This is a genomic window from Paraplanobispora takensis (assembly GCF_016863195.1).
Lineage (GTDB): Bacteria > Actinomycetota > Actinomycetes > Streptosporangiales > Streptosporangiaceae > Planobispora > Planobispora takensis.
Window position 1 is genome coordinate 291,056 of record NZ_BOOK01000004.1, and the last position, 20,456, is coordinate 311,511.

The 20,456-nt window shown below is 74.0% G+C and carries 17 protein-coding genes; 11 read left to right on the forward strand and 6 right to left on the reverse strand.

Annotation, left to right across the window (positions count from 1 at the left end; genetic code table 11):
* Positions 1-58: 58 nt before the first annotated feature.
* The gene (locus tag Pta02_RS03940; protein WP_203873252.1) at positions 59-1,501 is read left to right on the forward strand and encodes an ATP-binding protein; all 1,443 of its coding nucleotides are present in this window, start codon (positions 59-61) and stop codon (positions 1,499-1,501) included.
* Positions 1,502-1,525: 24 nt separating this feature from the next.
* Here the strand turns inward: Pta02_RS03940 and Pta02_RS03945 are convergent, their stop codons facing one another.
* On the reverse strand, positions 1,526-2,806 hold the full coding sequence (locus Pta02_RS03945) for an alpha/beta fold hydrolase (protein ID WP_203873253.1): 1,281 nt from the start codon (positions 2,804-2,806) through the stop codon (positions 1,526-1,528).
* A gap of 168 nt (positions 2,807-2,974) precedes the next feature.
* Between Pta02_RS03945 and Pta02_RS03950 the strand changes: the two genes are divergently transcribed.
* Together Pta02_RS03950 and Pta02_RS03955 are read left to right on the forward strand one after the other, a co-directional pair.
* The gene (locus Pta02_RS03950; RefSeq protein ID WP_203873254.1) at positions 2,975-4,033 is read left to right on the forward strand and encodes an LLM class flavin-dependent oxidoreductase; all 1,059 of its coding nucleotides are present in this window, start codon (positions 2,975-2,977) and stop codon (positions 4,031-4,033) included.
* 21 nt (positions 4,034-4,054) lie between these two features.
* Entirely contained in the window at positions 4,055-5,560 is a 1,506-nt protein-coding gene (locus tag Pta02_RS03955) for an AMP-binding protein (RefSeq protein WP_203873255.1), read from the forward strand.
* A gap of 51 nt (positions 5,561-5,611) precedes the next feature.
* On the opposite strand, the gene Pta02_RS03960 is transcribed toward Pta02_RS03955, so the two are convergent.
* Positions 5,612-5,833 carry a hypothetical protein gene (locus Pta02_RS03960; protein ID WP_203873256.1) on the reverse strand — a complete coding sequence of 74 codons (222 nt, stop codon included), beginning with the start codon at positions 5,831-5,833 and terminating at the stop codon, positions 5,612-5,614.
* A 232-nt stretch (positions 5,834-6,065) separates the two neighbouring features.
* Positions 6,066-6,989, reverse strand: a complete 924-nt coding sequence (locus Pta02_RS03965) for a cyclase family protein (protein WP_203873257.1) — start codon at positions 6,987-6,989, stop codon at positions 6,066-6,068.
* 29 nt (positions 6,990-7,018) lie between these two features.
* Between Pta02_RS03965 and Pta02_RS03970 the strand changes: the two genes are divergently transcribed.
* Positions 7,019-8,371 (forward strand): serine hydrolase domain-containing protein, encoded by a 1,353-nt coding sequence (locus Pta02_RS03970; RefSeq protein WP_203873258.1) that lies wholly within the window; start codon positions 7,019-7,021, stop codon positions 8,369-8,371.
* A 17-nt stretch (positions 8,372-8,388) separates the two neighbouring features.
* Here the strand turns inward: Pta02_RS03970 and Pta02_RS03975 are convergent, their stop codons facing one another.
* On the reverse strand, positions 8,389-9,276 hold the full coding sequence (locus Pta02_RS03975) for an SDR family NAD(P)-dependent oxidoreductase (RefSeq protein ID WP_203873343.1): 888 nt from the start codon (positions 9,274-9,276) through the stop codon (positions 8,389-8,391).
* A gap of 55 nt (positions 9,277-9,331) precedes the next feature.
* Positions 9,332-9,952: a cysteine hydrolase family protein gene (locus Pta02_RS03980; protein WP_203873259.1), complete on the reverse strand. Its 621-nt coding sequence runs from the start codon at positions 9,950-9,952 to the stop codon at positions 9,332-9,334.
* A 183-nt stretch (positions 9,953-10,135) separates the two neighbouring features.
* Here Pta02_RS03980 and Pta02_RS03985 point away from each other — a divergent pair, with 183 nt between their 5' ends.
* From Pta02_RS03985 to Pta02_RS04015, 7 genes are all read left to right on the forward strand, one after another.
* Positions 10,136-11,959, forward strand: coding sequence for a serine/threonine-protein kinase (locus Pta02_RS03985; protein ID WP_203873260.1), 1,824 nt, complete (start codon positions 10,136-10,138; stop codon positions 11,957-11,959).
* Between the two features lie 31 nt (positions 11,960-11,990).
* Positions 11,991-12,353 (forward strand): Zn-ribbon domain-containing OB-fold protein, encoded by a 363-nt coding sequence (locus tag Pta02_RS03990; protein WP_203873261.1) that lies wholly within the window; start codon positions 11,991-11,993, stop codon positions 12,351-12,353.
* Positions 12,350-12,691, forward strand: coding sequence for a VOC family protein (locus tag Pta02_RS03995; protein ID WP_203873262.1), 342 nt, complete (start codon positions 12,350-12,352; stop codon positions 12,689-12,691). Before Pta02_RS03990 ends, Pta02_RS03995 begins: the two co-directional genes overlap by 4 nt.
* Before the next feature lie 82 nt (positions 12,692-12,773).
* Entirely contained in the window at positions 12,774-14,378 is a 1,605-nt protein-coding gene (locus Pta02_RS04000; protein ID WP_203873263.1) for a class I adenylate-forming enzyme family protein, read from the forward strand.
* A 60-nt stretch (positions 14,379-14,438) separates the two neighbouring features.
* Complete coding sequence (locus Pta02_RS04005) at positions 14,439-16,844, forward strand: acetate--CoA ligase family protein (protein WP_203873264.1); 2,406 nt, start codon at positions 14,439-14,441, stop codon at positions 16,842-16,844.
* 20 nt (positions 16,845-16,864) lie between these two features.
* Entirely contained in the window at positions 16,865-17,614 is a 750-nt protein-coding gene (locus tag Pta02_RS04010; protein ID WP_203873265.1) for a glucose 1-dehydrogenase, read from the forward strand.
* 58 nt (positions 17,615-17,672) lie between these two features.
* On the forward strand, positions 17,673-19,421 hold the full coding sequence (locus Pta02_RS04015) for an alpha/beta fold hydrolase (protein ID WP_203873266.1): 1,749 nt from the start codon (positions 17,673-17,675) through the stop codon (positions 19,419-19,421).
* 147 nt (positions 19,422-19,568) lie between these two features.
* On the opposite strand, the gene Pta02_RS04020 is transcribed toward Pta02_RS04015, so the two are convergent.
* Positions 19,569-20,201: a PaaI family thioesterase gene (locus Pta02_RS04020; protein WP_203873267.1), complete on the reverse strand. Its 633-nt coding sequence runs from the start codon at positions 20,199-20,201 to the stop codon at positions 19,569-19,571.
* Between the last annotated feature and the right edge of the window lie 255 nt (positions 20,202-20,456).

The following is a 20,456-nucleotide window of genomic DNA, read 5'->3' on the forward strand; positions in this document are numbered from 1 at the left end:
CGTCGCGGGGCGGGGACGGACCGGTGAGCGACACAGGCGCAGAGAGGGCGGATGACCGATGATCGCCGACAAGGACGTGCTCCGCGGGCTGTTCCTGTTCGAGGCACTGGAGGACGACAAGCTCGATCACCTGGCCGCCCTCGGCGAGATCCGCGAGGCGGAGGCGGGTGAGCTGGTCGTACGGCAGGGCGACCCGGCGGACTGCTTCATGGTGCTGGTCGAGGGCGAGGTGGTGATGTCCACCCTGACCCCCGCGGGCGCCGTCTCCATGACGCCCACCTCCCAGCCCGGGGTCTACGCCGGGGCCGTGGCCGCCTATCTCGGCGACCGCGCGCCCGAGACCTACCTCCACTCGCTCCACGCGACCAAGCCCTCACGGTTGTTCGCGCTGCCCGCGGCGGAGTTCGGCCGGATCATGAACGAGTGGTTCCCGATGGCGGTGCACCTGCTGGACGGGGTGCGCCTGGGCGGCCTGGCCCAGCGGGACCTCATCGACCGCAGGCAGCGGCTGACCGCCCTCGGCACGATCACCGCCGGGCTCACCCACGAGCTCAACAACCCCGCCGCGGCGGCCGCGCGGGCCGTGGGCGAGCTGCGGGAGAAGGTCCGCTCCTCCCGCCGGCGCCTGGCCGAGCTGGCGGAGGCGGGCATCTCCCCCGAGCGGCTGCGGGCGCTGGTGGACCTGGAGGAGAAGTGCGCGAGCGGCATGGCGAACGTTCCCGCCCGGTCGCCGCTGGAGATCTCCGACGCCGAGGACGCGCTGGGCGACGCGCTGGAGGAGGCCGGGGTCGCCGACGGCTGGGAGGTCGCCGCCCCCCTGGTCGCGGCCGGGTTCGGCGCGGAGAAGCTGGAGAAGGTCCGCGGCGAGGTCGGCGACGGCCACCTGCCGGGGGCGATGCACTGGCTGGCCGAGGCGATCGAGATCTCCCAGATGCTGGACGAGGTGGTCGACGCGACCGAGCGCATCTCCTCGCTGCTCGCCTCCGCCAAGCAGTACTCCCAGATGGACCGCGCGCCGTACCGGACGGTGGACGTACGCGAGCTGCTGGACAGCACGCTGACGATGTTCCGCGGCAAGATCCCGCCGGGCGTCACCCTGGCCACCGACTACGATCCCGCCCTGCCGCCGCTGCCCGGCTACGCCGGCGAGCTCAACCAGGTGTGGACCAACCTGATCCACAACGCCCTGGACGCGATGGACGGCACGGGCACGCTGACCGTGCGGACCCGCCTGGAGCACGACACCACCGCGCTGATCGAGGTCTGCGACACCGGTCCCGGCGTCCCCGATCACCTGCGCGAGCGGATCTTCGAGCCGTTCTTCACGACCAAGGCCGTCGGCGAGGGCACCGGCCTCGGCCTGGACATCTCCTTCCGCATCGTCGCCGGCCGCCACGGCGGCGACCTGCGGGTGGAGTCCGTCCCCGGCGACACCCGCTTCCAGGTCCGCCTCCCGCTGACCGAACCGCCCGGCGCGCAGCACGCCGGTCACGCGGGCTGACCCCGGCGGGCCGCTCCCGCGGCGTCAGGCGCGGCCGGCCGCCATGTCCATCAGGCGGGCCAGGATCCGGTCGCCGTACACGCGGACGCCGTCGTGCTCCCACTCGCTGGTCACCCAGGTCCGCACGTTGCCGACGGCGCGGGCGGTCTCCATGGACAGGCGCTCGTCGACGTACATGTCGTCGTAGTAGACGGCGGCGGCCACCGGGACCTCGTTGGCCGCCAGCCGCACCGGGTCGTAGAGGGCGGGCCAGTCACCGGTCTCGGCGAGCACCTCGGCCACGGCCTTGAAGGGGCGCAGGCAGGCGATCTCGTCGAACATCCACGGGTAGATCATCTCTCCGGTGGGCAGCAGCGGGCGGGCGTCCTCGGCGAACTCCTCCGGCAGCAGCCGGTGCGCCGACCAGGCGGTGGGGGCGCCCTGGGCGTAGATCGACTCGTGCAGGACCGCGTAGAGGGGGTTGCCGACGAAGCCGGTGGCCGTCATGACCTCGTAGCGGAACGCGTCGGACAGCTCGCCGCCGCTCCAGGCCCCCTCCAGGAGCCAGTGCAGGTGCTCGGCCCCGTCGCCGGTCCCCAGGCGCATGCCGAGGGTCTGCAGGCGGCGCACGGTCAGCACGTCCCCGTCGGGCAACCGCGTCCCGTGGTGGCGCACGTGGTCGGCGATCGCCTCCAGGCGGGCGGCGTCGCCGGGGTGGCGGGCGAAGAAGCGCTCGGCCTTCTCGCGGACCCGGGGATAGGTGCGGGCGTAGACCTCCTCGGCGGTGGCCGTCAGGCCGGGCAGGCCGCCGGTGACGTAGCAGGCCCGAAGCCCCTCGGGCGCCCGTGACAGGTAGGTCATCGTGATGAACCCGCCGTAGCTCTGGCCGAGGGTCTCCCACGGCCGGTCGCCGCACAGCTCGCGCCGGATCAGCTCGGCGTCGGCCACGATCGCGTCGGCGCGGAAATGCCTCAGATACCCGGCGGCCTCCGCGGCGGACCCGGCCGCGGAGGGACCTGCGGCGGACCCGGGCAGGGTCGCGGCCGTGACGGGGGTGCTGCGGCCGGTCCCCCGCTGGTCGAGCAGGAGCACCCGGTGGGTCTTGAGCGCGTGTCCCAGCCATCCCCCGGCCGACACCGGCCGGGGCGAGCTGCCGCCGGGACCGCCCTGCAGGTACAGCAGCCAGGGCAGGTCCTCATCCCGCCTGGCCGGGTCGACCGCCTCGCGGGCGAAGACCTCGATCAGCGCCCCGCCCGGGTCGGCGTGGTCGAGGGGGACGGTGAAGACGTGGTCGGTGAGGGCGGCACCGGGCAGCAGGACGGTCACCCGCGAAACGGTACACGTTCCCCCCGGACGAGAGTCCCAGCTCAACCGGTCACCTGGACCGTCCGGGGCGAGCACTGATACGCTCCCAAGCGAGCGCTTGGTTTCGTACGGCCCGCCGTACCCGGAGCTCGGAACGGGACACACGGAGACGACCGCCAGGGGACGCCGATGAAGTTCTCGACCTTCCACCTCTTCCACCGGTTCGACGGCCAGAGCTTCAAGGAGGTCTACGACTATCACCTGGAGCTGGCGGAACTCGCCGAGGAGCTGGGATTCACCGGGGTACGGCTGGCCGAGCACCACTTCCGCGACTACGGGGTGGTGCCGAACCTGTTCACCATGCTGTCCCACCTGGCCGCGCGCACCGAACGGCTGCGCCTGGGCACCGGCATCGTGGTGCTGCCGCTGCACAACCCGGTCCACGTCGCCGAGGAGGCGGCCATGGTGGACCTGCTGTCCGGCGGGCGGCTGGAGCTGGGCATCGGGCGCGGCTACCAGAGCTTCGAGTTCGAGGGCTTCGGCATCGACCTGGCCGAGGCCCGCGACCGCTTCAACGAGGCGCTGGAGATGATCCTCGGCCTGTGGACCAGCCCCGTCTTCCGGCACGAGGGCAAGTTCTACCGGACCGGCGCCGAGGTCGAACTGGTCCCCCGGCCCGTGCAGGCCCCGCACCCGCCGGTCCACGTGGCCGCGGTCTCCCCGGAGACGGTGACCATGTACGCCGAGCGCGGCCTGCCCGTGCTGGCCGACCCCGCCGCGCCGTTCCGCAAGGTGGTCAGGGCGGCCGAGACCTGGCGGGAGACCGCCGAGCGGGCCGGGCACGACGTGGCCGCGGCGGAGCTGGTCGTGGCCCGCAGCGTCTACGTCGCGCCGACCGCCGAGCAGGCCCGCGAGGACCAGGCCCGCTTCGAGGCGATGTTCGACCGGGCCCGGATCTTCAACGAGAAGAGCGCGCCGATCGACCCGAAGACCGGCAGGGCCGCCCAGGGCTTCGAGTACTACCAGGACCGCTATCTCAAGGGCGGCGCGGTCTCCAACGACTTCCGCTGGGAGCAGCTGGAGGTGATCGGCGACCCGGAGCGGGTGATCGGGCAGATCAAGCTCCTGGAGGAGGCCGGGTTCGCCAACCTGCTGTGCGACTTCGGCAGCACCCGGCCGATGCCGCTGGACGACATGAAGAAGGTCATGCGGTTCTTCGCCGCAGAGGTCATGCCCGCGTTCCAGTAACCCCCCGTCTCAGGAGGCGCGATGATCCACCAGCTGACCCTGTCCGACGTCCTCGCCGAGCACGCCCGCAGCCGCCCGCAGGTGACGGCGGTGGTGGACGGCGAGCTGCGGCTCACCTATCCCGAACTCGACCGGCGGGTCACCCGCCTGGCGGACGCGCTGGCCGCGCGGGGGGTCGCGGCCGGGGAGCGGGTGCTGTGGCTCGGCCAGAACTCCCACGCCGTGCTGGAGCTGCTGCTGGCCTCCTCCCGGCTCGGCGCGATCTTCTGCCCGGCCAACTGGCGGCAGTCCGCCGACGAGCTGGCGTTCGTGCTGGAGGACCTGGCGCCGAAGGCCGTGGTCTGGGAGCGCTCCGAGACCGCCGCCCCGCTCCGCGGCGAGGACTGGATCACGGCCGGTGAGGACTACGAGGCGTTCCTGGCCGGCGGGTCCGACGAGCCGCGCGATCCCGGCGACGTGGCGGACGAGGCGGCCGACGACACGGCCCCGGTGCTCGCGCTCTACACCGCCGCCTTCGACGGCCGCCCGAACGCGGCCCTGCTCAGCAGCGCCGCACTGGTCGCGCACAGCACCTCGCTGCTGGTCGTCCGGCAGATGGAGCCGGGGTTCACCTTCCTGAACAACGGCCCGCTGTTCCACGTCGGCACGATGATGTTCTGCCTGGCCACCTTCCAGATCGGCGGGACCAACGTGTTCACCCCGGCCTTCGACGCCGAGGAGGTCTGCCGCCTCATCGACGCGGAGAAGGTCACCCAGGCGTTCCTGTTCGGGCAGATGATCGACGCCGTGGTGGCCGCCAACGCGGGCGGCAAGTACGACCTGTCCTCACTGCGCTTCATCTCCCACTCCGAGGAGTGGGACGCGATGACGACCGTGGACGACTCCCCCTGGTGCCGCTCCAAGATGGGCGGGTACGGCCAGACCGAGGTGGGCGGCATGCTGACCTTCCTCGGCCTCGCCCCGGGCGCCGCCGGGTTCGCCGGGCGGCCCTCGCCGCTGGTCCGGGTCCGCATCCTGGCCGCCGACGGGACCGAGGTCCCGCCGGGCGAGGTCGGCGAGATCTGCGCCCGCGGCAAGTCGCTCTTCTCCGGATACCTCAACAGGCCCGAGCTGAACGAGGCCAAGACCCGCGGCGGCTGGCACCACACCGGCGACCTCGGGCGCCGCGAGCCCGACGGCACGATCACCTTCATCGGCCCCCGGCTGCGCATGATCAAGTCCGGGAACGAGAACGTCTACCCGGCCGAGGTCGAGCGGGCGCTGAAGACCCACCCGGCCGTCGCCGACGCCGCCGTCATCGGCGTGCCCGACGAGAAGTGGCACCAGGCCGTCAAGGCCGTCGTGGTGCTCAGGGAGGGGCTGACCGCCTCTGCCGAGGAGATCGTCGAGCACGTCAGGGGGTCGCTCGCCTCCTACAAGAAGCCCCGCCACGTCGACTTCGCGGAGTCCATCCCGAAGAAGGGCTTCACCCCCGACTACGACGCCCTCGACGCCGCCCACGGAGGCGGCAGCTATCCCGGCTCCTGACCTCGCGCCGGCCGCACGCGGACGCCCGCGTGCGGCCGGCCGGGTGAGGGCTCACCCGGTCGTCTCCTCCGGCCCCGCGATCACGGGTATGGGCGTCGTGACGGCCTCCGCGGCCTCTTCGACCCCTTCGGCCGGCGGCTCGGCGGTGGCGTCGATCCCGTCCGGGGGACGGTGCGCGGATTTCGCGTCGCGCGTTTCCGGAAATTCCCGGCCGCCGTTCGCGGAGGCCCTTGCGGGATTCACGGAATTCCTTCCGGAAAGGAGCTTCTCCATTCTTTCGAGGCGCCGCTCGACGTCTCCCCTGGCCATTGGCTGTCAGCCCCTCTCCCGACCGGCACGGCCGCACGGTTGCGCCCTGGTCCAGGGGCTAATCTGCCGCACGGCGGACATGCATAATCCAATGACCGTTCAAAGTGTCGTACCGGCGGTGCGGCCAGTAATGAAATACTTCAGTCTGCGGCACCGGGGAACGGCCTTTCTGAGGAAATGCGGTTCCCGGCGCCGGTCACAGGATCGCCAGCGGGTTGACGGGGCTGCCGGTGCCTCCCTCGATCTTGAGGGGGGCCGCGACGAAGACGAAGTCCCGGCCCGTACGGCCCGCGCACGCCGTACCCAGCTCCTCCAGCCAGAGCATCTCGGCCAGGTGGACGCCGTGCCGCCACAGCAGGATCAGGTGCAGGTCGTCCTCCAGCCCCTCGTCGGCGAGCTGACGGGCGTTGAGGCCGCCGATGGCGGCGTTGTCGGAGGCGACCACGGCCACGTCCCTGGCCGCGAGCCAGCGTCCCCCGTCCGCGGACAGGCCCGGCTGGCCGGACCAGTACTCCTGCGGGGAGCTCTCCCAGGCCAGCGGCCAGCCGGTGCGGATCACGGCCACGTCGCCGGGCCGCACGTCGTCCTCGATCTCCGCCAGCAGGTCCCCGGAGATCCGGAAATCGGCGGGCAGGCGGTCCAGGCCCAGGTGCCGGGGGACGTCGAACAGGACCCCGCGGGCCACGACGCCGCCGGCGTGCTCGATGCCGCAGCGGGTCGCGCCGTACGACCTGACGCGGGCGGCGGGGTGGCCGTTGTAGAGCTCCTCGCCCGCCCACATGTGGCACAGCGCGTCCATGTGGGTGGTCGTGCCGTGCGGGGTGACGACGACGGCGTCGTCGGCCATGCGGAGCCCGGCGCCCACCGGCCTGGTGCCGGCCGCGTAGTCGGCGCCGTCGACCGACATGAAGTGCTGCGGGAGCGGGCGGCCCCGCAGGTGCGGGACCGTCGTGGGGGCGGGCGAGGAGGTGGCGCCCCTGATCGGCATGGCCAGGCTGATCACCTGACCGGTGACCGCCGAGGCCAGCGCGGCCAGGACGGTGGCGGGGGTCAGGAGGTTCAGCGTGCCGCGTTGATCGTCTGGGCCGAAGCGGCCCCAGTTGTTAGGCTCGGTAACCAAGCGATTGCTCACATTCTTGAGGACGGGTCATGACGGCGGACGGCCAGATCGGGGAAGAGGCGGGGACCACGACGAGCGGGTGGTGCGACCCCCGCTTCTCCCGGGTCCGCGAGGTGTTCGACGGGCACTTCGCCGGCGGCGAGGAACTGGGCGCGGCGTTCGCGGTCTATCTGGACGGCGAGCCGGTGGTGGACCTGTGGGGCGGCGTCGCCGACCGGCACACCGGGCGTGCGTGGCAGGAGCACACCCCCGCGCTGGCCTACTCCTGCACCAAGGCGGTGACCGCGACGGCCGGGCTGCTGCTGGCCGAGCGCGGGCTGCTCGACGTGGCCGCGCCGGTATCCGACCTCTGGCCGGAGTTCGGGCGGCGGGGCAAGGAACGGATCACCGTCGAGCACCTGTTCACCCATCAGGCGGGGCTGCCGGTGATCGAGGAGCCGGTCCCGGTGGAGGAGTTCGAGGACCATCCGGCCATCGCCGCCCGGCTGGCCGCCCAGGAGCCGATCTGGGAGCCGGGCACCGCGCACGGCTATCACGCGCTGACCTACGGGTTCCTGCTCGGCGAGGTGATCCGCCGGGTGTCGGGCAAGAGCGTGGGCGAGATCGTGGCCGCCGAGATCGCCGGGCCGCTCGGCCTGGAGCTGTGGCTCGGGGCCCCGGACGAGGTGGCGGCGCGGGCGGCCCGCCTGTCCGCCGGCAAGCGCGCGAAGCCGAAGGACGCCGGAGGGGGCGGCGGCGCCGGAGCATCCGGCGCGGCAGGGCTCTCCGGGGCGTTCGAAGCCTCGGGCGGGTCCGGAGCCGGAGAGCTGCCCGCTCCCGCGGAGACCGACGCCGGGGCGGGCGCGCCGTCCACCGCGGCCCGCCTCCCCGGGCAGGGGCCGGGCGACCCGATCTACGAGATGGCCAAGGCCTCCCTGGACAAGGACAGCCTGATGAACAGGGCCCTGGGCAACCCGCCGGTCCACAAGCTGCCCGGGGGCGGCAACCACCCGGTCATCCTGCGGGCGGGCTGGCCGGCGATGGGCGTGGTCACCACGGCCCGGGGCCTGGCCGGTTTCTACCGGGAGCTGACCGCCGGGCGGATCCTGCGTCCCGAGACGCTGCGCGACGCCATGCGGCGCCGCGTCCACGGCCCGGACCGGGTGCTGTTCATCGACAGCTCCTTCGGGCTGGGCTACATGCGCCCGGCCCTGACCTTCCTCACCCCCGCCCGGGGCGCCGAGACCGCCTTCGGCCACACCGGCATGGGCGGCTTCCTCGGCCTGGGCGACGTGGAGCACGGGCTGGCCATGGGTTACACGATGAACAAGATGGCCGACGCCGTCTCCGGCAGCATGCGCGCCCACCGCCTGGCCGAGGCCGTCTACGACGCGCTCACCTGACATGCCCCGCGGCCCGTTCACTGCATCGTGACGCCGCCGCTGACCGACAGGGTCTGGCCCGTGACGTAGGCCGCCCTGTCGGTGCACAGGTACGCGACGAGCCCGGCGACGTCCTGCGGCGTGCCGAGGCGGCGCAGCGGGATGCCCCTGGCGATCTTGTCGACCAGCCCCGGCTTCTCGGCGTCGATCCTGCGCAGCATCGGGGTGTCCGTCGGCCCCGGGCAGACCACGTTCGAGGTCACGTTCGCCCTGGCCGCCTCGCGGGCCAGGGTCTTGGCCAGGCCGAACAGGCCCGCCTTGGTCGCCGCGTAGGCGCCCTCGCCCCCGGAGCCGGCCCGCGCGCCGTCCGAGGAGACGAAGACCAGGCGCCCCCATCCGCGCTCGGTCATGCCGGGCAGCAGGAGCTTGGTGAGCAGCATCGGGGCCCGCAGGTTGACCCGCCACATCAGGTCCCAGCCCGCCGGGTCGCTGGTGACGAACGGCTCCACGATCGAGATCCCGGCGTTGTGCACCAGGATGTCCACCGGCCCCACCCGGCCGCAGAACTCCTCGATGGAGGCCGGGTCGGCCAGGTCCACCGCCAGATGCGTGACACGCGCCCCGTCCCCGGGCCGCGTCCCCGCTCCGTCCCCTGGCCCGTCCCCCGGTCCGGCCCCGTCCGCCGGTCCGCCCTTGGGCCGTGTCCCCGGCCTGTCTCCTCCCCCCACTGCGGCCCCTGCCCCCGCCTCCGGTGCGGGACGGGCCGCGTTCAGCGCGGCGGCGGTCGCCGCGGCGGCGGGCTCGTCGACGTCGGCGACCACGACGCGGGCGCCCAGCGAGGCCAGGTCGCGGCAGACGGCGGTGCCGATGGCCCCGGCCCCGCCGGTGACGACGGCGGTCCGGCCGTCCAGGCGCAGGCCGTCCATCATGGCCGGCCCTCCCCGGCCCCGGCCCCGAACCCGGTCGCGGGCGTGCCGTCCGTCACTTCCACACCTCCACCAGATCGGCGGCGCCCACCCGCGTGGCCAGCAGGCTCACGGTGTGTTTCAGTACGGCCTGCGCGTAGTCGTCCGGGACCCCGGCCACCGCGTCGGTCACCACCGCCACCCGGTATCCCAGGTTGACCGCCTCCAGGGCGAGGCCGGGGATGCCGAGATTGAGCGACAGGCCGACGGCGACGACGGTGGAGACGCCCAGCGAGCGCAGGGTCGTGTCGAGCGAGGTGCCGGTGAAGGGTGAGAACCCGTGATAGCGGCGCGACTCCAGGTCGCCGGGCCCGAGCAGCGCGGGCAGGACCTCGACGGCGCCGGTGCCCTCCAGCATGTGCGAGGGGTCCTTCAGGAGCGCGGCGACGAAGGGGCAGTTGTCGGTGTGCGACCCGGCCCGGTCGGCCCGGAAGGCGGCGGTGCAGTGGATCACCGGCACCCCCGCGGCGCGCGCGGCGTCCAGCACCGCGGCCGCGCCCGCCACCACACCGCGGCGCTCGCAGACCTCCACCAGCTCGGGGAATCCGCTCAGGTCGCCGGCGACTCCGCGTTGCATCTCCATGACCAGCACCGCGCTGCGTCCGGGCGCGACCATGGACCCCAGATCGACCGGCATCCGACCTCCACAGCCGAGATCTACACGAGCGCTTGCTTGGTACGGCGAGCGTAACACGGCCCCCGCCGTACGGTCCCCACCCGATGTGACATCCGGGTCGCACTCCGCCAAAGTTCATGAATCATGACAACCGGCACCCCGGGTGAGACCGTCGAACAAGGACGGCACTCGGAAGGGGACTGCATGGTTCCGGGATACCGCGAGGTTCGGGAACTCGGCACGGGGGTCGGCGGCCGCGTCGTACTGGCGACCTACACCGAGACCGGCGCCTACGTGGCCATCAAATACCTGACCGCCGCCCTGAAGGACGACCCGCGCTTCGTGACGCGCCTGCGCCGGGAGGCGCGCTCCCTGGTCGAGCTCGACCATCCCAACGTGGTCAGGCTGCACGAGTACTACGAGGACGTGCTCGAGGCCGCGGTCGTGATGGAGCTGGTCGACGGCGTCGCGCTGCGCGCGATCCTGCGCGACCACGGCGCGACGAGCCCCGAGACGGCGCTGACCGTGTTCAAGGACGTGCTCACGGGCCTGGCCGCGGGGCACGCGCTGGGCATCGTGCACCGCGACTGCCGGCCGGAGAACGTGCTGGTCCGGGCGGACGGGACCGGCAAGCTCTCCGACTTCGGCATCGTCGCCCCCGAGGGGGACGGCCCGGCCGGGGACCCGCGCCACCTGGCCCCCGAGCGCCGCTCCGGGCAGCCGGCGAGCGCCGAGGCCGACCTCTACGCGGCCACCTGCGTGTTCCTCGAATGCCTCACCGGGCGCGCACCGGACCGCCACGCCGTACCGGCCCGGCACCGCGCGGAGCCGGTCCCCATGGACGAGGTCCCGGAGCCGCTGCGCCACCTGGTCGCGCACGGGATGGCCGCGAACCCGGCCGACCGGCCGCCGACGGCCCGCACGTTCGCCGCGGAGCTGGAGGTGGCCGCGCCGGCCGCCTACGGGCCGGACTGGGAGCAGCGCGGCCGCCGCCGGCTGGCCGAGACCGCCACCCTGTTCGCGCTGAGCTTCCCGCTGGCCAGGACCGCCACCGGGACGGACCGCCCGGCCGCCGGGACCGCGCGCGGCCGGGCGCGGATCTTCCAGCGTCCGCGACGGCGGACGGTCGCCGTCGCGGGGCTGGTGGCCGTCGCGGCCGCCGTCGCGCTGATCGCCGCCGACCGGCCGTCCGGCCCCCTCGCCTCGGACGACGTCTTCACGCCGCCGCGGTATCCCGCGGGCGGGGCGCCGGGCGGCACCGGGCGCGCGACCGCCGCCCCCTCCCGGTCCGCGGGCGTCTCCGGGCCCTCGCGGCGGCCCGCGGAGACCACCGCCGAGGCCCCCCTGCCGTCCGGTACGGCCGCCGCCCCGGACCCGCCCGCCCTCCCCCGCCCGGGAGCCTCGTCCGCGGCGCCGGTGAGGCCGTCCGGCTCCGTTCCGGCCGTCCCCGTCCCCGTCCCGACCACCGCCTCCCCCGGGACCTCGCGCACCGCGACCGCCCCGAAACCCTCCGCTACGGCCTCCTCGACGCCTTCCCCCGCCTCCCCCACCACGCCCACCCTCCGCCACGAGGTCGTCGGCCTGGCCGTCGCCGGGATCGACGCCGACGGGGCCACGGTCGCGCTGCGCGCCTCGACCACGGCGGACGTCGTCCTGACCGTCAGGTTCGCCGAAGGGCCCGACGAGGAGGAGCTGCGGGACACCGCCGAGCAGACCCTCACGCTCTCGGGCCGGGAGGTCTACATCGAGACGGTCCCGCACGCCTTCACCGTCCCCCCGTGCGGGCAGACCCTTCTGCGCCGCGCCACCGTCACCACCTACCCGCGGGCCTCCGACGGCGCGCATTCGCTCGTCGTGGAGGCCCGGGGCGAGCCCTGCCCGGAGCCGAGCGCCTCGGATCGGGACGGGCTCACCGGCGGTTCGACGGACGAGCCCGAGACCGGGCCGCCCGAGGCCGACGGCACCGGCGGGAGTCCTCCGGACGAGCCGGTGGAGGGGGAGGAATCCACCCGGTACGACACCTTGTGAGCAAACCAAGCGTGCGCTAGCTTGGCGATCGATGGCCAGTGACACGCTCCCCTACTGGGAGGCCTGCCGCCGCGGCGAGTTGCTCGTCCAGCGCTGCGCGGCCTGCGCGCGGTGGGTGCACCTGCCCGCCGCCGAGTGCCCCCACTGCGGCGGCACCGACCTTCCCTATGCGCCCGTGTCGGGCGAGGGCCGCGTGCACACGTTCACCGTGGTGCACCGCTCGTTCGTGCCGGAGTTCCGCGGGCGGGAGCCGTACGTGCTGGCCTGGATCGACCTGCCGGAAGGGGTCAGGGCGTTCGGCGGGGTCGTCGGCTGCCCGCCCGGGCAGGTGCGGATCGGCATGCCCGTGCGCGTGACCTTCGTCGACGACCTACCCCAGTGGAGACCCGCGTGAGCAAGCTCGGCAACGTCCTCATCCCCGTCGACGACCTGGACAAGGCCATCGCGTTCTACTGCGACGCGCTCGGGCTGACGGTCAAGTTCCGCGACGGCGACCGGTTCGCGGCCCTGGACGGCGGGGGTGTCACGGTGGCGCTCGCCACCGCGGGAGAGCAGGTGGCCGGGGCGGTCACCGCGCCCTCCTACAAGGTCGGCGACACCGCGCGGGCCGTACGGGAACTGTCCGAGGCCGGCGCCGAGGTCGTGCTCGGGCCCGAGACCGGCCCCCACGAGACCCGGGCCGTGCTGCGCGACCCGTCAGGAAACGTCTTCGTCCTCTACTCGCCCCTGTGAGACCCCGTCTCGCCCTGTGACCCCGTCCACGCGGGGCGCGGCCGAGGACACCGCGCAAGGACATCACCGACCGGAGGCCCCCATGGCGCGATCCCCCCACGGCAACCCGCACGGCAACCCGCACGGCAACCCCTACGGCAACTACGCCTACGCCGTCCTGTCCGCCAACGCCCTGCGCACCCCGGACCGGGTCGCGCTGACCTACTGCGGCACGCAGAGCTTCACCTACGCGGAGCTCGACCGGGTCGTCAACCGGCGCGTCCACGCGCTGGCCGAGGCCGGGGTCGAGCCGGGGCGGCGGGTGGCCGCGCTGCTCAACGAGACGCTGCACGTGGCCGAGGTCTATCTCGCCACGGCCAAGCTCGGCGCGGTCACCGCGGCGCTCAACCCCTACTGGCCGGTGGAGACGCTCCAGGCGGTCGTGGCCGCCTCCGGCGCCACCGCGTTCGTCTACGACTCGACGGTCGAGCAGACCGTGGCGCGGATCAGGCCCGAACTGCCCGGGATCACCACCTGGATCAAGGTCGGCGGCCCGGGTGAGGACGCCGTGGACCTGGACGCGCTGAGCGCCGCGGCCTCCGAGGAGGAGCCGGAGCCGGGCGCGGCCTGGGACGACCCGCTGGCGCTGTACTACACCTCCGGGACCACAGGCCTGCCCAAGGCCGTGATCCACACCCACGCCTCGGCCCTGGCCACCGCGCAGATCTGGCTGGACGTGCCGCGCGCGGAGGACTCGGTGCTCGGCACCGGCGCGATCATCTGGGGCATCGGCTTCCCCGCCCTGGTCGGGCCCGCCCTCTACGCCGGGATGCGGCTGGTGCTGGAGCAGGACTGGGGCCCGGGGAACTTCCTGAAGGTCGTCCCCCGCGAGAAGGTCACGCACGTCTCGCAGATCCCGTCGTTCTACGCGGCGCTGCTCGGCTCCGACGACCACGCCTCCGCCGACCTGTCCTCCCTGCGGGTCATCATGCTCGGCGGCGAACCGCTCCCGGCGGCGTTGCTGGCCCGGATGAAGGAGCGGCTGCCGGAGGCGGGCGTCTACTGCTACTACGGCCAGACCGAGGCCCCCTACACCTGCTTCGGCCGGGTGGACGACGGCAGCACCCCGCTCGGCTCCTCCGGCCGGGCCAGGATCGGCAACGCCGTACGGATCACCGGGCCGGACGGCTCCCGGGTGCTGGGCGAGACCGGCGAGATCAACCTGTCCGGACCGCACCGGATGGCCGGCTACGACGGGCTCCCCGACAAGACCGCCGAGGTGCTGCGTGACGGCTGGTACGTCGGCGGCGACCTGGGCGTGCTGTCGGAGGACGGCAACCTGACCGTGCTCGGCCGCCGCGAGGACGCCATCCTCAAGGGCGGCACGTGGTCGCAGCCCTCGGCGATCGAGGAGGCGGCGGTGGCCCTGGACGGCGTGGCCGAGGCCGGGGTCGTGGGCGTGCCCGCCCACGTCGAGGGCGCCGGTGCCGTCGAGCAGAAGATCCTGCTGGCGGTGGTCCCCAGGTCCGGGCACTCGCTCGACGCCTCCAAGATCGAGCTGGCGCTGGGTGAGACGCTTCCCGGGCACCAGCGGCCGGACCGCGTCGTGGTCGCCGAGGAGCTGCCCCACTTCCAGGACGCCTCCGGCGGACCGGGCAAGCTGCTCCGCCGCGAGATCCGCGAGAGGTACCGGCACCTGTTCGACTGACCCCTCCGGCTCCCGTCCCGGCGCGCAGCCACCCCGACCCCCCGCGGGAGGAAGAACCGCATGATCCCCGAGCACGAGGTCAAGGCGCTGCTGCGCGCGGCCGGAGTGACCGTGCCGCGCGGCGCCGCGGTGGCCCTGCCCGCCGGGGCCACCGCAGCCGCCGGGACGCCCGGAGCGCCCGGAACGCCTGGAGCGGCCGAGGTCGCCGCCGGGGTGGCCGCCCAGGTCGTCGCCGATGTGGCCGCCGCGGCCCGGGACCTGGCCCCGCCGCTGGTCCTGAAGGCCTACGGGCCCGGCCTCGTGCACAAGTCGGAGGCGGGCGCGGTACGGCTGGCGCTCGGCGGCGCGGCCGAGGCCGGGGAGGCGGCGGCCGGGATGCTGCGGGCGCTCCTCGCCCGGGGCGTCACGCCCGCCGGGTTCCTGGTCGAGGAGCAGGCCGCGCCCGGGGTCGAGCTGATCGTGGGCGTCGTGGACGACCCGGGGTTCGGGCCGGTCCTGCTGACCGGGCTCGGCGGCGTCTGGACCGAGGCGATGCGCGACACCGCCCTGCGGCTGTGCCCGATCACCGAGGCCGACGCCCGGGAGATGCTCGCCTCCCTGCGGGGCGCCCCCCTGCTGCACGGCTACCGTGGCCGTCCCGCCGTGGACGTGCGGGCCCTGGTCGAGCTGCTCGTCACGGTCGGCGGGGCCGGCGGGCTCTGGGAACGGCTGGACCTGGGCGAGTTCGAGCTGAACCCGGTGATCGCCGCGGAGAAGGGCGTCATCGCGGTCGACGCCCGCTACCTCCCGGCCGACTCGCCGCCCACGGTCCCCACCCTCGGCTCCGCCTCGGACACCCCGGACAGCCGGCCGGTCCCCGGCAGAGCGAGCGGCGCTTCGCAGACACACGGGGCCACCGGACCGGAAACGAACCCCACCACACCACTCGAACCGGCCGCTCCCGGCAGCACGGACGGCGCCACGCGGGCACACGGGGCCGTCGGGCGGCGGGGGACGGACTTCACGGCGTTGTTCGAGCCGCGGCGGGTGGCCGTGGTGGGGGCGTCGGCGAACCGGCCGAACTTCGGGAACATGTTCCTGGAGTTCTACAAGGCGACCGGGGTGCCGCTGGTGGCGGTGCATCCGGAGGCGGACGAGGTCGACGGGGTGCCGGCGGTGCGCGGGCTGGACGCGGCGCAGGCCGACTACGCGCTGGTGGCCGTGCCCGCCGGGCGGTGCGCCGAGGTCGTACGGCAGGCCCGCGGCATCCCGTTCGTCCAGGTGATGAGCGGCGGGTTCGGCGAGGCCGGGCGGCCGGAGCTGGAGGCCGGGCTGGTCCGGGCGGCGGCCGAGGCCGGGACCCGGCTGCTGGGCCCGAACTGCATGGGCGTCTACAGCCCCCGCGGCGGTCAGACGTTCGTCGGCGGGCAGCAGGGCCCGCCCGGGCACGTGGCGCTGATCTCGCAGAGCGGCGGCCTGGCCGGGGAGGTCATCAAGGTCGGCGAGCGGCGCGGGCTGGCCTTCAGCCGGGTGGCGACGGTGGGGAACTCCGCCGACGTGACCCCCGCCGAGCTGCTGCGCTGGCTGGCCGTCGACGAGCACACCTCGGCCGTCGGCATGTACCTGGAGGACCCGCGCGGCGGGCGTGCCCTGTTCGAGGCGCTGATGTCGGTGCGCGGGCGCCTGCCCGTGGTCCTGCTGGTCGGCGGCCGCAGCGCCCAGGGACGCCGCGCCGCCGCCTCCCACACCGGGGGAATGGTCGGCGACGCCCGTCTGTGGCGCTCCCTGGCCGAACAGACCGGGGCCGCTCTCGTCACCGGCCAGGACGATCTGATCGGCGTCCTGTCCTTCTTCCAGTCCCACGCCGCCCGCCTGCCCGGCCCCGGCCCCGTCGCCCCCGGTCCCGGTCCCGGTCTGGAGATCCCCGTTCCCCGGCGCCCGCCGGACGAGGACGACGGCGGGGTGCTGGTGGTGGGCCCGAGCGGCGGGGCCAGCGTGCTGGCCGCGGACGTGTTCGACGGGGCCGGGCTGTCGCTGAGGGCGTTGCCGCAGGAGGCCCTGGACGGGCTGCGGGCCCTGGGGGTCGGGGTGGGCAGCTCGCTCGCCAACCCCCTGGAGATCCCCGTGGGCCCCCGCGGACGGCCGGACCTCGTACGGGAGGCCGTCGGGGCGATCGTGGCGCGGCGGCCGTACCCGGACGTCGTGGCGCACGTCAACGTGCAGAGCTTCTTCACCTACGGGACCTCCGCCGAGCCCTTGCACGCCTACACGCGCGCCCTGGCGCGGGCCCAGCGGGAGCTGCCCGGCCTCCGGATCACCCTGGTGACCAGGAACGGCGAGTGCGCGCCGTACGGGGTCGAGGACGAGCTCCGCGAGATCGCGGCGGAGGCCGGGATCCCCGTCTACCGCTCGATGGAGGCGGCGGCGACGGCCATCGCCGCCGCCGGGCGCTTCATCCGGGCCGTGCGTGTCGATCGAGTCGCTTGAATCATCCGAGGAGCTGGAAGATGGGTCTGCTGGAGGGCAAGGTCGCGCTGATCACGGGGGGCGCGCGGGGAATGGGCGCGGCCCACGTGCGGCTGTTCGTCGAGGAGGGCGCACAGGTCGCCTTCGGGGACGTCCTGGACGAGGAGGGCAAGGCACTCGCCGAGGAGACCGGGGCGCTGTTCGTCCACCAGGACGTGACCGTCCCCGGCGACTGGGAACGGGCGGTGAACGCCACGGTCGAGACGTACGGCAAGCTCGACATCCTGGTCAACAACGCCGGGATCCTTAAATTTCGCCGGATCGCGGACATGACGATCGAGGAGTACGACCGGATCCTCGACGTGAACCTCAAGGGCACCTGGCTCGGGATCAAGTCGGTGATCGAGCCGATGAAGGCGGCGGGCCGGGGCTCGATCGTGAACATCTCCTCCGTCGAGGGCTTCATCGGCGCCGAGGGCATGTCCGCCTACGCCGCCTCCAAGTTCGGCGTGCGCGGCGTCACCAAGGCCGCGGCCCGCGAGCTCGCCCGTTTCAAGATCCGGGTGAACTCCGTGCACCCCGGGGCCATCGACACCGCCATGGTCGCCGACCCGGAGATCGCATCCGAGGTGGACGCCGAGGCGTTCTTCAAGTCCATGGTCATCAAGCGCTTCGCCAAGCCGGTCGAGGTCTCGCACGTGGTGGCGTTCCTGGCCTCGGAGCGGTCGAGCTACTGCACCGGCAGCGAGTTCACGGTGGACGGGGGCATGCTCACCGGCGCCGGATACTGAGCCCGTACGGGGGCATATAGAGGGGTTTGCCGCCAAGATCCCGGGGAAGCCGTTCCGGATGCTACGGACGATCGCAACGGCCGCAGCTCTTCTCCCCGGGCTGCTCGCCGTCCCCTCCGCATCATCCCCGTCCTCATCGGCCCCCGCCTCCTCCGGCATCCCCCCGTCCACCCACGCCTGCGCCGCGGCCGCACAGCGGTGCGAGGGCCGGATCACGGTGCCGCTCGACTGGAACGACCCCTCCTCGGAGCGGATCACCGTCGCGTTCGCCTGGGTCCCCCGGGCCGGTGCCACCTCCACGGTCCTGGCCAACCCCGGCGGACCGCTGCCCGCGCTGCCGCTGCTGCCCGTGCTGGAGCAGACGGTCGACCGGCAGAACCTGCTGGTGGTCGAGCCCCGCGGACTGGGCGAGTCCAGCCCGCTGCGCTGCCCGGACCTGGATCTGAACCGCCCGGAGACCATCGCCTCCTGCGCCGGGCAGGTGGGCGCCCGCGGCCGGTTCTTCACCGCGGACCAGGCCGTCGCCGACATGGACGCCGTGCGCGAGGCGCTGGGCGTGCCGAAGGTGACGTTCTACGGCGTCTCCTACGGCACCCTGTTCGCCCAGGCCTACGCCGCCCGCCATCCGGACAGCACCGCCGGGGTGTTCCTGGACAGCCTCGTCCCGGTGGGCGGGGACGGCTACGCCGTCGAGCCGATCCGGGCCCGCACCGATCTGCTGGAACCGACCTGCCGGTCCTCCCGCGACTGCGAGAAGGCCTGGTCGGCCCTCGTACGGCGGCTGCGCGCCCGGCCCGATCCCGCGATCCCGATGACGACCCTGCTGGGCCTGCTGCCCCGCCTCAACGAGCCGGTGTTCGGACGCGAGCTGAACGCCGCCGCCTCCGCCTACCTGCGCGGCGACCCGCTGCCGCTGCGCCGTCTGGCCGAGGCCGCCGGCGCGGCACCGGTCCCGCCGCTGCGCGGGCCCGACTTCGCCGGCCTGCTCGCCTACAAGTGCGGTGACGCGCGCTTCCCCTTCGACCGGGACGCCACGGCCGCCGGACGCAGGCGGCAGCTCGACCGCTTCTACGCCCGCCAGCGGCCCCTGCGGCCGTTCACCGTGGCCGAGGTGGGCGGCATGACCGGATGGGCCGACTGGTGCGTCCACTGGCCGACCCCGCGCGACAACCCCCCGGTCCCGCCGCGGGCGGACCGTCCCGGTGTGCCGGCCGCGGCGGTGGCCGGGGACTACGACACCCACAGCCCGGCCGAGGTCGCCCGGTACCTCCCGGAGGCCTCCGTGCTGCGAGTCGTCGGCGGCGGGCACGGCACGACGCTCGGCGTGCCCTGCTCCCGCGAGGCGCTGCGGTCCTTCCTGGCCCGGCCCGGTGAGCCGCCCCGCTCCTGCGACGTGTCGAGCCACCGCCCGATCGCGTCCTTCCCTCAGGCGGTGAAGGACCTGCCGGAGACCGAGGGTGTCGACCCGCGCCTCGCCGCCGCGTTCGCCACGGCGGCCGACGCCGCGGTCCGGCGCGACCCGGGTTCGGCGTCCTACCGGGCGCTGAAGGAGGAGCCGGGCCTGCGCGGCGGGAAGCTGGTCTTCGACGACGAGGCCTCGGCCATCCGCTTGGAGGAGGCGCGCTTCGTGCGCGACCTGGCGGTGAGCGGTCAGGTCGTCCTGGGGCCGGACGGCACCGCCACCGCCCGGCTGACGGTCGGCGGCACCGAGGCGACCTTCTCCTGGCCCGCCCTGCGCGCCCTGGACCCGGTCCCCGTCTCCGGAAGCTTCGGCGGGCGGCCGTTCAGCGCCGAGATCCCCGTATGAGGCCCGCGGGTCCCGCCCGGCAGCCGGCAGGCTGAACGCCGGGCGGGACCCGCGTGGTGCCGGGGAGGACGAGAGTCCACCGGTCCCGCGCGAGGCCGGGGAGGTCGAAGGCCGGCGCCGGCCCCGTCGCGGGCTCCTCGGAGGCTCTCAGGCGGGGCCGCCCTGCGTGACCCAGCCGGACGGGGTGATGAACAATCCGGTCGCCTCCACCAGCGGGGTCCCGTCCGGCAGGGCGATGCGGCCGTCGGCCCAGTTCTTGCGCCCCTCCGACCGCGTGTATTCGGCGGTGGCCACCAGCGGCTCGCCGTACGGCACGGGCCGCCGGTAGTGCACGGTGAGGGAGGCCGTCATGCCGGGGAAGCCCGCCACCGCGGCGGCGTGACCCAGGAGGTGGTCGAGGACCATCGCGCTCACGCCGCCGTGGACCGAGTCCGGCGGGCCCTCGTGGGCCGGGCGGAAGCTGAGCTCCGCACGGGCCGTCCGCTCCGGGGTCGTCTCGACGGCCAGGGGGAGCGCGAGCGGGTTGGCCGAGCCGATCACGGCGTTGCCCGGGTGGCGGGGCACGCCGTCGGAGCCGAGGTCGAAGCCCCGCGTGGAGTCGCGCCGCACCGCGTTGAGCCGCTCGGTCAGGGCGGCCAGCTCGGCGGCGACCGCGAGGAGCTCGTCCTGGGGGACGTCCGTCATCACCACCGCGTCGATGAGGTCGCGGGTCTGCTGGCTGAGCAGGGACAGCGCGGTGTGGCGGGCCCCGGCGTCCTCGGCGGTGACATCGATCGTCATGGCCTCATATTAGAACACGTTCTATAGAACATCATTCGGACCGTACGCCGGGGACGGAGGTTTTCGTAGATCTTTTTGCCCTCACGGCTTTCTGTGCAAAAATCCTCTAAAGGCCGCTGACATGGGGTTTTACCCGTCAGCTTCGTCCCCCGGCCGCCTTGGCAGTCGCTTTGGCCTGTCTTGACCTCCTCTTTTGCCCGGGTAACCTCCCTGCCCACGGAAGACCCTGACCTGTGGCGCCGCCACACGCGTCCC

Coding starts and splice junctions, on each gene's coding strand:
- Pta02_RS03940 (WP_203873252.1), top strand. CDS start 59: ATGATCGCCGACAAGGACGTGCTCCGCGGGCTGTTCCTGTTCGAGGCA.
- Pta02_RS03950 (WP_203873254.1), top strand. CDS start 2,975: ATGAAGTTCTCGACCTTCCACCTCTTCCACCGGTTCGACGGCCAGAGC.
- Pta02_RS03955 (WP_203873255.1), top strand. CDS start 4,055: ATGATCCACCAGCTGACCCTGTCCGACGTCCTCGCCGAGCACGCCCGC.
- Pta02_RS03960 (WP_203873256.1), bottom strand. CDS start 5,833: ATGGAGAAGCTCCTTTCCGGAAGGAATTCCGTGAATCCCGCAAGGGCC.
- Pta02_RS03970 (WP_203873258.1), top strand. CDS start 7,019: ATGACGGCGGACGGCCAGATCGGGGAAGAGGCGGGGACCACGACGAGC.
- Pta02_RS03975 (WP_203873343.1), bottom strand. CDS start 9,276: ATGGACGGCCTGCGCCTGGACGGCCGGACCGCCGTCGTCACCGGCGGG.
- Pta02_RS03980 (WP_203873259.1), bottom strand. CDS start 9,952: ATGCCGGTCGATCTGGGGTCCATGGTCGCGCCCGGACGCAGCGCGGTG.
- Pta02_RS03985 (WP_203873260.1), top strand. CDS start 10,136: ATGGTTCCGGGATACCGCGAGGTTCGGGAACTCGGCACGGGGGTCGGC.
- Pta02_RS03990 (WP_203873261.1), top strand. CDS start 11,991: ATGGCCAGTGACACGCTCCCCTACTGGGAGGCCTGCCGCCGCGGCGAG.
- Pta02_RS04000 (WP_203873263.1), top strand. CDS start 12,774: ATGGCGCGATCCCCCCACGGCAACCCGCACGGCAACCCGCACGGCAAC.
- Pta02_RS04005 (WP_203873264.1), top strand. CDS start 14,439: ATGATCCCCGAGCACGAGGTCAAGGCGCTGCTGCGCGCGGCCGGAGTG.
- Pta02_RS04010 (WP_203873265.1), top strand. CDS start 16,865: ATGGGTCTGCTGGAGGGCAAGGTCGCGCTGATCACGGGGGGCGCGCGG.
- Pta02_RS04015 (WP_203873266.1), top strand. CDS start 17,673: ATGCTACGGACGATCGCAACGGCCGCAGCTCTTCTCCCCGGGCTGCTC.
- Pta02_RS04020 (WP_203873267.1), bottom strand. CDS start 20,201: ATGACGATCGATGTCACCGCCGAGGACGCCGGGGCCCGCCACACCGCG.